The 12138-nt window shown below is 73.8% G+C and carries 12 protein-coding genes; all 12 read left to right on the forward strand.

Annotation, left to right across the window (positions count from 1 at the left end; genetic code table 11):
* Window positions 1-25: 25 nt before the first annotated feature.
* The 12 genes from AB0E19_RS11460 to AB0E19_RS11515 all read left to right on the forward strand — a co-directional run bounded on the left by AB0E19_RS11460 (window position 26) and on the right by AB0E19_RS11515 (window position 12138).
* A complete protein-coding gene (locus AB0E19_RS11460) occupies window positions 26-1234 on the forward strand; it encodes an ROK family transcriptional regulator (RefSeq protein WP_362176923.1) in 1209 nt (402 codons plus the stop codon).
* Between the two features lie 107 nt (window positions 1235-1341).
* The gene (locus AB0E19_RS11465) at window positions 1342-2388 is read left to right on the forward strand and encodes a hypothetical protein (RefSeq protein ID WP_362176926.1); all 1047 of its coding nucleotides are present in this window, start codon (window positions 1342-1344) and stop codon (window positions 2386-2388) included.
* A 66-nt stretch (window positions 2389-2454) separates the two neighbouring features.
* Window positions 2455-3222, forward strand: a complete 768-nt coding sequence (locus AB0E19_RS11470; RefSeq protein WP_362176929.1) for a GntR family transcriptional regulator — start codon at window positions 2455-2457, stop codon at window positions 3220-3222.
* Between the two features lie 135 nt (window positions 3223-3357).
* The gene (locus AB0E19_RS11475) at window positions 3358-4479 is read left to right on the forward strand and encodes a TIGR03364 family FAD-dependent oxidoreductase (RefSeq protein ID WP_362176932.1); all 1122 of its coding nucleotides are present in this window, start codon (window positions 3358-3360) and stop codon (window positions 4477-4479) included.
* A 5-nt stretch (window positions 4480-4484) separates the two neighbouring features.
* Complete coding sequence (locus AB0E19_RS11480) at window positions 4485-5171, forward strand: phosphonatase-like hydrolase (RefSeq protein ID WP_362176935.1); 687 nt, start codon at window positions 4485-4487, stop codon at window positions 5169-5171.
* The gene (locus AB0E19_RS11485; protein WP_362176938.1) at window positions 5168-6220 is read left to right on the forward strand and encodes an ABC transporter ATP-binding protein; all 1053 of its coding nucleotides are present in this window, start codon (window positions 5168-5170) and stop codon (window positions 6218-6220) included. Before AB0E19_RS11480 ends, AB0E19_RS11485 begins: the two co-directional genes overlap by 4 nt.
* Complete coding sequence (locus AB0E19_RS11490) at window positions 6213-7082, forward strand: 2-aminoethylphosphonate ABC transporter permease subunit (protein WP_362176941.1); 870 nt, start codon at window positions 6213-6215, stop codon at window positions 7080-7082. Before AB0E19_RS11485 ends, AB0E19_RS11490 begins: the two co-directional genes overlap by 8 nt.
* The gene (locus AB0E19_RS11495) at window positions 7069-7866 is read left to right on the forward strand and encodes an ABC transporter permease subunit (protein WP_362176944.1); all 798 of its coding nucleotides are present in this window, start codon (window positions 7069-7071) and stop codon (window positions 7864-7866) included. Before AB0E19_RS11490 ends, AB0E19_RS11495 begins: the two co-directional genes overlap by 14 nt.
* A 26-nt stretch (window positions 7867-7892) precedes the next feature.
* Entirely contained in the window at window positions 7893-8951 is a 1059-nt protein-coding gene (locus tag AB0E19_RS11500) for a 2-aminoethylphosphonate ABC transporter substrate-binding protein (protein ID WP_362176947.1), read from the forward strand.
* Between the two features lie 132 nt (window positions 8952-9083).
* On the forward strand, window positions 9084-10622 hold the full coding sequence (locus tag AB0E19_RS11505) for an alkaline phosphatase family protein (protein WP_362176949.1): 1539 nt from the start codon (window positions 9084-9086) through the stop codon (window positions 10620-10622).
* Window positions 10623-10702: 80 nt separating this feature from the next.
* On the forward strand, window positions 10703-11482 hold the full coding sequence (locus AB0E19_RS11510; protein WP_362176952.1) for an HAD-IIA family hydrolase: 780 nt from the start codon (window positions 10703-10705) through the stop codon (window positions 11480-11482).
* Window positions 11483-11556: 74 nt separating this feature from the next.
* The gene (locus AB0E19_RS11515) at window positions 11557-12138 is read left to right on the forward strand and encodes a hypothetical protein (RefSeq protein ID WP_362176955.1); all 582 of its coding nucleotides are present in this window, start codon (window positions 11557-11559) and stop codon (window positions 12136-12138) included.

Here is a 12138-nt window from a genome sequence, read left to right on the forward strand (position 1 = left end):
GGGGGAGAATGGGCCGGTGACAGTGATGAGCGGAGACCCCGGCGGCGGCGCCAACCTGACGGCGCTGCGCGGCCACAACGCGGCGCTCGTCCTCGACCTGCTGCGGACGGCGGGGGAGGAGGGCATCAGCCGCCTCGAACTGGCCGCCCGCACCGGCCTCACCCCGCAGGCCGTCAGCAAGATCACCGCCCGGCTGCGCGCGGAGGGCCTGGCGGCGGAGGCCGGCCGCCGCGCCTCGACCGGCGGCAAGCCCCGTACGGTCCTCCGTCTGGTCCCCGGGGCCGCGCACGCGATCGGCGTCCACCTCGACCGCGACGAACTCACCGTCGCCCTCACGGACCTCACCGGCGCCCCGCTCGCCGTCCGCCACCACTCCGTCACCCTGTCCGACGGCCCGCCCCGGGTCCTGGAGACCCTGGTCCAGGCCGTGCGAGCCCTCTTGGCGGAGACGGCTCCGCCCGCACCGGAGGCGGCTCCGCCCGCACCGGAGGCGGCTCCGCCGGCACCGGAGGCGGCTCAGCCCGCGCCGGAGGCGGCTCCGCCCCGGCTTCGTGTCCTCGGGGTCGGGGTGGCGATGCCCGGGCCGCTGGAGCACCGGAGCGGGGTGGCGGGGCGGGTCACCGGGGCGGCGGTGTGGGACGGGTCCCCGGTGCGGGAGGTGCTGGAGGGGCGGCTCGGCCTGCCGGTCGTGCTCGACAAGGACACGAACGCCGCCGCCCTCGACCTCGCCGTCCGGCCCGGCGCGCCGCGCTCGTTCGCGTACGTCCACCTCGGTACGGGGCTCGGCGCCGGGCTCGTCGTGGGCGGGGTCCCGCTGCGGGGCGAGCGGACCGGGGCGGGCGAGCTCGGGCACCAGACCGTGCAGCTCGACGGGCCCCGCTGTGACTGCGGGGCGCGCGGCTGCCTGGAGGTGCTGTGCCTCGCGGCGGTGGCGCGGGGCGAGCTGGCCGAGGCCGCCCGGATCCTCGGCGCCGGCGCGGCCAACCTGGTCCGGCTCCTCGACATCGACAGGGTCCTGCTCGGCGGCCGGGTGGTGCTCGGGGCGCCGGACGTCTTCGAGGACGGCGTCGCCGCCGTCCTCGCCGACCGGCGGCTCCCGACCCCGGTCGAGGTGACGGCCGTCCCGCACGCCGTGGCCCGCGGAGCCGCCCAGCTGGTCCTCGCTCCCGTCTTCGGCCTGGCCCCGCCGGCGCACCCGCGGTCCCGTTCGTCGGAAGAGCGGACCATACGCTGATCGGGCGGATCCGGTGGGCCGGGCGGTGTCGCCGGGGAGTTCCGCGCCCGCCCTGTGGCAGCGTCGCGGGCGAGACGTACGTCCGCGAGCAGCAAAGGCAACCGCACATGGCATCCGCCCCCCGGCCCCTGCGCAGCGCCCGTGCCTTCGCCGCCGCGGCCGTCGCGCTGACGGGCACCCTGCTCCCCGCCCCCGCCGCCTCGGCGGCCCCCGCTCCGGCGCCCGTCTGCGGCGCCGACTCCGGGTCCGGCTTCCCGCTCGAAACCCGGATCCGGGACGACGGCTCCGCCGACTACCCGGCCGGCGGGGCCTTCCGGAGCTGGGAGCTGGAGGTGCGCAACACCACCGGGCGGGCCTGCGCGCGGGTCCATCCGGTGCTCGTCCTCACCGACGAGAAGCGGGTGCTGCGGCCCGAGCAGATCCGGCTGGAGTTCTACGACGCGGAGGGCGCCCGCTGGCGGCCCGTCGCCTTCGAGGCGACCGAGGAGGCGGAGAGCGTCGGCGCGTTCACCGGAGCCGAAGACGCGGACGGCGGCTCCGCGGGCACGGACGGCGTCGGCGGCTCCGCCGGAGCGGACGGCACCGAAGAAGCCGGACCCACCACCGGACCCACCACCGGACCCACCACCGGACCCACCACCGGCACCACCACCGGACCCACCACCGGCACCACCACCGGTACCGCCGACGGAACCCCCGCCCCCGCCCGCGACTTCGACGGATTCGCCGTTCCCGCCCGCCGTACCGTCACCGTCCCCGTCCGGCTCGCCTTCCGCGCGGACGCCGTGCCCGACGAGGTCGTCGTCAACGCCGCGCTCGTCCAGCGCCGGGGCGCCGACGGCGACTGGGTCGGACGCTCCGACGACTACCGCCTCACGATCGGGCCGCCCGTCCCCGGCACCGCCCCCACCCCCGCCGTGCCGACCGCGCCCGCCGAGCCCCCGGCGTCCCCGTCCGCCGCCCCCACCCCCGTACCCGACCGGTCCCCCCTCCCCCCGCCGTCGTCCACCGGCGCGGACCCCGCCGCGCCCTCCCGTCCCGAACTCGCCCGCACGGGACGGGAGGAGGCCGTCCGCCTGGCCCCCTGGGCGGCGGTCCTCGCCCTCGCCGGCGCCCTCCTCGTCCGCGCCGGGCGCCGCCTGAGCGGCCGCTGACGCGCCGAACCGGCAGGTCATCCTCCGTACACCTTCCCGTTCACCCCCGTCTGCGACGATCGCCGGATGAACCACCACCACGCCCCCAGCGCCCCCGGCGCCCCCGTCCGCTCCGGTGTCCCGGAGCACGGCCGGGTGCCCAAGTACTACGCGGTGAAGGCGCGACTCGCCCTGCTCGTCGACGAGTTGGGGGAGGGGGGTGCGCTGCCGACCGAACGCGACCTCGCCGTGCGCTACGAGGTGTCCCGGGAGACCGTCCGCCAGGCCCTGCGCGAGCTCCTCCTGGAGGGCAGGCTCCGCCGGAGGGGGCGGGGCACGGTCGTCGCCGGACCCAAGCTCGAACAGCCGCTCTCCCTCGCGAGCTACACCGAGGGCGTCCGCCGCCAGGGCCGCCGCCCGGGCCGCGCCGTCGTCTCCCTCGACCGCTTCCCCTGCACCGAGGCGCTCGCCCCCGAGGTCGGCGTGGCGCCCGGCGAGCCCGTCTGGCACATGGAGCGGGTGCTGCTCGCCGACGACGAGCGGGTCGGCCTGGAGAGCACGTACGTCTCCGAGGCCCGCGTCCCCGGCCTCGACACCGACTTCGACCCGGACTCCTCCTTCTACGGTTACCTCCGCGACCGGCTCGGCATCTCCTTCGGCGACGCCGACGAGCGGATCGAGACCGTGCTCGCCACCCCGCGCGAGGCCCTCCTCATCGGCACCCCGCCCGCCCTCCCGATGCTGCTCCTGCACCGCCTCTCCCGCGACGAGGACGGCCGCCCCCTGGAGCGGGTCCGCACCCTCTACCGAGGCGACCGCTTCAGCTTCACCACCCACCTCGGCCGCCAGGACTGAACGGACACGATCCGATGCCCCCCGCCCTCCCCATCACGGAAAGGTAACGGGTCTAGTCCAAGCTTGTCGGGCCGTTCACCGTCCCGTCGCCCACGCGACCGGAGCAGGCCACCCGCCGCCCCGACCGTGGACGGCATGAAGGTGATCGTCGTAGGAGCAGGCGTGGTGGGAACCATGCACGCCTGGCAGGCAGTGGAACGCGGCCACGAGGTCGTACACATCGAGCGCGAGGCCGAGGCGCGCGGAGCCTCCCTGAGGAACTTCGGCCAGATCTGGGTCAGCGGACGCGCGGGCGGCGAGGAGCTCGACACCGCCCTGCGCGCCCGCGAACTGTGGGAGGGGATCGGCGCCCGCGTCCCCGGCCTCGGCTTCCGGGCCATCGGCTCCCTCACCCCCGTCCGGGGCGAGCTGGAGCTGGCCGTCGCCGAGGCGGCCGTGGCCCGCCCGGACGCCCCCGCCCGCGGCTACAAGCTGCTCACCCCCGAGGAGGCGCGGGCGGTCAACCCGGCCCTGCGCGGCGCCTTCGACGCCGCCCTGTGGTGCGAGCGGGACGCCGCCGTCGAGCCGCGCACCGCGCAGCTCGCCCTCCGCGAGGCCCTCCTCGCCACCGGCCGCTACACCTTCCTCCCGAACCGCGAGGTCCGCGAGGTCGTCGGCGAGCACGCCGTCCGCGACGACCACGGCGACCTGCACAGCGGCGACGCCGTCGTCCTGTGCACCGGCGCCTGGCTCTCCGGCCTGGTCCGCGAGGTCGCGGGGCCGGTACCCGTCCGCCGCGTCCGCCTCCAGATGATGCAGACCGCCCCGCTCGGCGAGCCGCTGACCACCTCCGTCGCCGACGCGGACTCCTTCCGCTACTACCCGGCCTACGCCTCCGAGGCCCTCGACGCGCTCAACGCCGGCCAGGCGCAGGACCCGACCGCCGCCGCCCACAGGATGCAGCTGCTCATGGTGCAGCGCCTCGACGGCGGGCTGACCATCGGCGACACCCACGAGTACGAGCACCCCTTCGCCTTCGACACCGTCGAGGACCCCTACGAGCACCTCGTCCGCGTCGTCGAGTCCCTGCTCGGCCGCCCGCTGCCGGCGATCCACCGCCGCTGGGCCGGGGTGTACGCGCAGTGCGTGGACACCACCCGGGTCGTCCACCGCCAGCGGGTACGGGACGGGGTCTGGCTCGTGACCGGACCCGGCGGCCGCGGCATGACCTGCTCGCCCGCCATCGCCGAGAAGACCGCGAACGAACTGGGCTGGTGACACACATGACCACGAAGAACACCCTCGACCTGGTCGTCCTCGACATGGCCGGCACCACCGTCGCCGACGACGGCCTCGTCGAGCGCGCCTTCACGGCCGCCGCCGAACGCCTCGGCGAGGACCCGGCCACGATGATCGACCACGTCCGCGCCACCATGGGCGAGTCCAAGATCTCCGTCTTCCGCCACCTCCTCGGCGGCGACGAGACCCGCGCCCGGCAGGCCAACACGGCCTTCGAGGAGGCGTACGGGGAGCTGGTCTCCGAGGGCCTGATCGCCCCGGTCCCCGGCGCCGCCGAGACCATCGGGGAACTCCGCGGGCAGGGCCGTACCGTCGTCCTCACCACCGGCTTCGCCCGCGTCACCCAGGACGCCATCCTCGACGCCCTCGGCTGGCGGGACCTCGCCGACCTCACCCTCTGCCCGGCCGACGCCGGCGGCCGCGGCCGCCCGTACCCGGACCTGGTCCTCGCCGCCCTCCTGCGCACCGGAGCCGTCGACGACGTGCGCCGGACCGCGGTCGCCGGCGACACCTCGTACGACATGCTCACCGGCGCCCGCTCCGGCGCCGGGATCGTCGCCGGCGTCCTCACCGGCGCCCACGGCGAGCACGCCCTGAAGGAGCACGGCGCCACCCACGTCCTCGCCTCCGTCGCCGATCTCCCCGCCGCGATACGGGAGTACGAGTCGTGACCAGCGGCATCCGCTTCGACGGTGTCTCCGTCGCCTACGGGGACACCACCGTCCTCGACGCGCTCACCCTCACCGTCGCACCCGGCGAGGTGATGGCCCTCCTCGGCCCCTCCGGCTCCGGCAAGACCACCGCCCTGCGGACCGTCGCCGGCTTCGTCCGGCCCTCCGCCGGCCGCGTGTACATCGGCGACCGGGACGTCACCGACCTCCCGCCGTACAAGCGGGGCATCGGGATGGTCGTCCAGCAGTACGCCCTCTTCCCGCACCTGCGCGTCGACGAGAACGTCGCCTTCGGGCTCAAGGCCCGCAAGCACCCCAAGGCCGAGATCCCCGGCCGGGTCGCCGAGGCCCTGGAGATGACCGGGATGGCGGCGTACGCCAGGCGCCACCCCCGCGAGCTCTCCGGCGGCCAGCAGCAGCGCGTCGCCATCGCCCGCGCCCTCGCCATCCGCCCCGACGTCCTCCTCCTCGACGAACCGCTCTCCGCGCTCGACGCGCAGCTCCGCTCAGGGATGCTCGCCGAGCTGGCCCGGCTCCACCGCGAACTCCCCGACGTCTCCGTCCTGTACGTCACCCACGACCAGGTCGAGGCGCTCACCCTCGCCGACCGGATCGCCGTCATGGACAAGGCGCGGCTCCAGGACTGCGGCACCCCGCAGGAGCTGTACCGGCGGCCCCGCACCGAGTTCACCGCCTCCTTCGTCGGCAACGCCAACCTGCTGCCGGTCCGCGTCGGCTCCGACGGCGTCGAGTTCGCCGGCGCCGCCCTGAAGGTCCCGGTCGGCGACGCGGCCCCCGGCGCCACCGCCACCCTCTGCGTCCGCCCCCACCTCATCGGCCTCGGCGACGGCCCCAACGCCCTGCGCGGCCGGATCGCCGAGGTCCAGTGGCGGGGCGCCACCCACCGGCTGTACGTCGACGTCGACGGGCACCGCGTGAAGGCCGACGTGCGGGAGCTGCGGGACACGCCGCCGCTGGGCCAGGAGATCACCCTGCACTTCGCGCCGGAGGACGCGGTGCTGCTGGCGGCGGGGGTGAACGATGGCTAGCGCCTCGACGGCCTCGGCCACCGCGCCGCCCGCCGTCACGGCGGCCCGCCGCTCCCGGAGCCGTACGGTCCCCACCTGGGTCTGGGCCCTGCCGCCCGTCGCCGTCCTCGGGCTGGTCTTCCTCTACCCGCTGGGGCTCGTCGTCCAGGAGTCGCTCGCGCCCGGCGCGTACGCCGACGTCTTCGCCTCCGCCTCCTTCCGGGACGCGCTGGTCACCACCGTGTGGCTCGCGGTCGGCGCCACCGTCGGCTGCCTCGTCCTCGGCTTCGTCCTCGCGCTGATCGTCGCCTTCGTGCCCTTCCCCGGGGCGAAGGCGGTCTCCCGCTTCATCGACGTCTTCCTCTCCTTCCCGTCCTTCCTCATCACCCTCGCCCTGCTGTTCGTGTACGGCACGGTCGGCATGGCCAACGGACTGTGGACGGGCGCCACGGGAGCCGCCGAGGGGCCGTTCCGGTTCCTCACCACCCCGTGGGGCGTGCTCCTCGCCGAGATCACGTACTTCACGCCCTTCGTGATGCGGCCGCTGCTCGCCGCCTTCTCCCAGCTGGACACCGCCCAGCTGGAGGTGGCGTCCTCGCTCGGCGCCCGGCCCGCGCGGATCGTGCGGAAGGTGATCCTCCCCGAGGCGCTGCCCGCGCTCGCGGCCGGCGGCAGCCTCGTCCTCGTCATGTGCCTCAACGAGTTCGGCATCGTCCTCTTCACCGGCGCCAAGGGCGTCACGACCCTCCCGATGCTCGTCTACTCCAAGGCCATCCTCGAATCCGACTACGCCGCCGCCTGTGTCGTCGCCGTCGTCAACGTCGCGATCTCCGTCGGTCTCTACGCGGTCTACCGGGGGGTGAGCCGTCGTGCTGGTGCATAGCCGTACCGGACGGTGGGCGTCCTGGCTCGCCTTCGCGGTCCTCTTCGTGCCGCTCTTCGCCGTCCCCCTCCTCGTCATCGTCGCCGCCTCCCTCTCCACCCACTGGTCCGGCGCCTTCCCCTCCGGACCGACCACCGAGCACTACGCGGCGGCCGTCCGCGGCGAGTCCCTCCAGGCCCTGACGACCAGCCTCGTCACCGCCGTCGCCGCGAGCCTCCTCGCCCTCGCCCTCGGCACCTGGGCGGCGCTCACCGCCGCCGCCCTGCGCGGCAGGGGCCGCCGGATCCTGGACGCGCTGTTCGTGCTGCCGCTCGCCGTGCCGTCGGTGGTGGTCGGCCTCGCCGTCCTGGTGGCCTTCTCCCGGCCGCCGCTGCTCCTCAACGGCACCCGCTGGATCGTGATCCTGGCCCACACGGTCCTGGTCACGGCCTTCGCCCACCAGTCGGTCTCGGCGGCCATCCGCCGCCTCGACCCCATGTACGAGCAGGCGGCGGCCGGACTCGGCGCCCGCCCCTCGTACGTCCTGTTCCGGGTCAAGCTGCCCCTGCTGCTGCCCTCGCTGAGCGCCGCCGCCGGGCTCTGCTTCGCCCTGTCCATGGGAGAGCTGAGCGCCACGATGATGCTCTACCCGCCGGACTGGATGCCGCTGCCGGTGCTGGTCTTCACCGCCACCGACCGCGGGTCCCTCTTCACCGGATCGGCGCTGGCCGTGGTCCTCATGGCCACGACCCTGCTGGTCCTGCTCGCCGTCTCCCGTATCCGCACCAGAGCGTCCTACCGATAACCCTCACGCAGGAGAAGAACGACGTTATGCGCATGTACGCCAAGCCGGTCGCCGCCGTCACCGGAGCCCTCGCCCTCGCCGCCTCCCTCACCGCCTGCGGCGGCTCCTCCGCCGCCTCCGATGAGAAGGTCGTCACCGTCTACAGCGCCGACGGCCTCAAGGGCGAGAAGGGCGACGGCTGGTACGACAAGGTCTTCGCCGACTTCGAGAAGGAGACCGGCATCAAGGTGAAGTACGTCGAGGGCGGCTCCGGGGAGATGGTCCAGCGGGCCCTCCGCGAGAAGTCCAACACGCAGGCCGACGTCATCGTCACCCTCCCGCCCTTCATCCAGCAGGCCGGCTCCAAGGGCCTCCTCCAGAAGTACACGCCGAAGGGCGCCGACCAGGTCGACGGCGCCGACAAGGCCGCCGACGGCTCCTGGACGTCCGTCGTCAACAACTACTTCGGCTTCATCCACAACAAGAAGGAACTGCCCGAGGCCCCCGGCACCTGGGAGGCCCTCCTCGACGGGAAGTTCAGGAACAGGCTCCAGTACTCCACCCCCGGCGTCGCCGGCGACGGCACCGCCGTCCTCATCAAGGCCATGCACGACTTCGGCGGCCAGGCGCCCGCCATGGAGTACCTGAAGAAGCTCCAGGCCAACAACGTCGGCCCGTCCTCCTCCACCTCCAAGCTCGCCCCCAAGGTCGACAAGGGCGAGCTCCTCGTCGCCAACGGCGACGTGCAGATGAACTTCGCCCAGGCCAAGTCCATGCCGAACCTCGCCATCTGGTTCCCGGCCAAGGAGGGCGGCAAGCCCACCACCTTCGCCCTGCCCTACGCCGCCGGACTCGTCGACAAGGCCCCGCACACCGAGAACGGCAAGAAGCTCCTCGACTTCATGCTGAGCGAGGGCGCCCAGCGCGAGGTCAGCGCCGTCGGCGGCGGCTTCCCCGCCCGCAAGGACATCAAGGCCACCGACGCCAACGCCATCGAGCTGGCGAAGCTGATCGAGGGCGTCGAGATCTTCGAGCCGGACTGGGCCGACATCGACACGAACCTGTCGTCCTACGTGGACGCGTGGAAGTCCGCGACCGGCAGCTGAGAGTTCACCGCACGTCCCTCGACCCGCTCCGAAGATAGCGGAAAGATAACGGGTACGGACCAACGCCCCTGGAAAATCAGGGGCGTTGGTGTGCGTATCCACCCCCTTCCCCCTCTCGTGGAGGACACCGACATGCCGCTCCCCGGCATCTCCCGCCGCACCGTGCTCGCCGCCGGCGCCGCCGGTACGGCCCTCGCCGCCACCGGCCTCGCCACCGCCCCCGCCGCCCAGGCCGCCGCCGCCCCGACGCTCCCGAACGGCACGAGCCTCGACAAGGTCCTCGTCGTCGGCATGGACGGCCTGCGGTACGACCGCATCGACGCCGCGAACGCCCCCACCCTCAAGTCCCTGATGGCGAACGGCACCTACGGCCGCTCCCTGCTCTACGCCAACCCGATGGCCGCGACCTCCTCCGGCCCCGGCTGGTCGACCATCTCCACCGGCGTCTGGCCCGACAAGCACGGCGTCAAGGACAACACCTTCGCCGGCAAGAACTACGCCAAGTACCCGGGATTCCTGGCCCGGTTGAACCAGGTCCGCCCCGGCCTCTCGCTCTTCGCCGCGGTCGACTGGCCCGAGCTCGACACGCACGGCACCGTCACCCCCGGCGCCGACGCCAAGCTGGTCTACGACAACAACTACGTCGTCAACGACGCCGTCATCACCGACCTCACCGAGCAGGTCCTGCGCGACCAGAACCCGGACGTCCTCTTCGTCTACTTCGGCGAGACCGACGAGATCGGCCACAACCACGGCGCCGCCAGCCAGAAGTACCTCGACGCCATCGCCGTCCAGGACGGCTACCTCGGCCGCCTCCTCGCCGCGATCAAGGCCCGTCCCACGTACGCCTCCGAGCGCTGGACCGTCCTCGTCACCACCGACCACGGCCACACCGACGCCGGCGGCCACGGCGGCTCCGCCATCGAGGAGCGCCGCACCTTCGTCCTCGCCCAGGGCCCCGGCATCGCCGCCGGCGCCCGCCCGATCGACACCCGGCTCGTCGACGTCGCCGCCACCGTCTTCCGCCAGCTCGGCATCGTCCCCGACCCGTCCTGGGGCCTCGACGGCAAGCCGATCCAGGAGCGCTCCACCGACCCCTTCGACGCCCTGTACGGCTCGCTGGGCGGCCGGGTCGACGAGACCGGCATCCCCGCCGGGGTCCTCGGCTTCACCCACACCCCGCCCGCCGGCTGGTCCGTCATCAACAGCGCCATGGGCACCGGCGGCGTGACCGAGTGGCGCGGCTGGTCCTTCGCCACCGACGAGTTCTGGTCCCGCGCCCAGCGCGACCAGTCCCGCGAACTCAACGTCCGCGCCCGCGGCGTCTTCGCCGTCGCCGACTCCGACGAGTGGGCGGACAAGTCCTTCTCCGGCGCGTACGACACGACCCTGGTCACCCCGGCGTACGCGGTCGCCGGCGCCGCCCGCGTCACCCTCGGCTTCACCACCCTCTACCGCCAGGAGGGCTCCCAGGTCGCCCAGGTGCTCGCCTCCTTCAACGGCGGCACCCCGACCGTCGTCAAGAGCTACACCGCCGACGTGGTCTCCCAGCCCCAGTCCCTCTCCGTCCCGGTCCCCGCCGGCGCCTCGAACGTCAGCTTCCGCTTCCGCTACACCGGCTCCAACAACTGGTACTGGACGATCGACGGGGTCACCGTGACCACTTCCTGACCTACGCTGGGGGCGTCGCCACAGCGCAGTCGCGTCGCCCCCAGCACACGCACGACTTGTACGGCAGGAGTCCCGCACCCATGGCAGAGCGCAAGCCGATCGAATCCTGGCTCACCGACATGGACGGCGTCCTCATCCACGAGGGCGTTCCGATCCCCGGCGCCGACGCGTTCATCACGAAGCTGCGGGATACCGGGAAGCCCTTCCTGGTCCTCACCAACAACTCGATCTACACCGCCCGGGACCTGCACGCCCGCCTGGCCCGCATGGGCCTGAACGTCCCCGTCGAGAACATCTGGACCTCGGCGCTCGCCACCGCGAAGTTCCTCGACGACCAGCGCCCCGGCGGCACCGCGTACGTCATCGGCGAGGCCGGCCTCACCACCGCCCTCCACGACATCGGCTACGTCCTCACCGACCACGACCCCGACTACGTGGTCCTCGGCGAGACCCGCACGTACTCCTTCGAGGCCATGACCAAGGCCGTCCGCCTCATCAACGCCGGCGCCCGCTTCATCTGCACCAACCCCGACGAGACCGGCCCCTCCCTGGAGGGCCCGCTCCCCGCCACCGGTTCCGTCGCCGCCCTCATCACCAAGGCCACCGGCAAGGAGCCGTACTTCGCCGGCAAGCCCAACCCGCTGATGATGCGCACCGGGCTCAACGCGATCGGCGCCCACTCCGAGACCAGCGCCATGATCGGCGACCGGATGGACACCGACATCCTGGCGGGCCTGGAGGCGGGCATGCAGACCTTCCTCGTCCTCACCGGCCTGACCTCCGAGGCCGAGATCGACCGTTTCCCCTTCCGCCCCTCCAAGGTCGTGAAGTCGATCGCGGACCTCGTCGACCGCGTGTAGTCCGCACGCGCCGCCGCCCCTGCGGATGCGAAACGCGCCGAACCGGGTGACCCTGCCAGTACCAGGAGGTCACAATGCGTTCAGGTCCCCTCGCTCTCCGTGCCGCAGGGGCGGCACTGGCTCTGGTGCTCGCTCCCGGCGCCGCCACCGCCCTCGCCCACGACGGCGTCCAGGTCACCGTCACCCCGTCCACCGCCGCCCCCGGAGCCGACGTCGACGTCCGCGCCCAGGGGTGCAAGGGCACCACCGGCGCCGCCAAGTCCCCGGCGTTCGTCGCGGACGCCGAGCTCACCGGCCGGGACGGCGGCGCCCACGCCCTCTTCGGCGGCGCCACCGTCCGCACGGGCCTTCAGGACGGCACGTACAAGATCACCGTCACCTGCGACGGCCACGACCACCCCGACGTCGGCACCCTCACCGTCCGCCACCACCAGGACCGGCCGAGCCACCGCCCGGACCCGGCGGTCCCGGTCGCCCCGGTCCGCGCGGGCGGCGGCGGCACCGCGGCCTTCGCGGCCCCCGCCGCGCCCGGCGTTGCCCAGACGGCGAGCGAGGACGGCCTCGGCACCCCGTACACCCTGCTCGGCCTCGGCATGGCCGCCGTCGCCGCCGTCGCGGTCGCCTTCCGGAGCTCCCGCCGCCGGCGTACGGAATAG

Origin of the sequence: Streptomyces sp. NPDC047974 (assembly GCF_040653375.1) — a bacterium.
Lineage (GTDB): Bacteria > Actinomycetota > Actinomycetes > Streptomycetales > Streptomycetaceae > Streptomyces.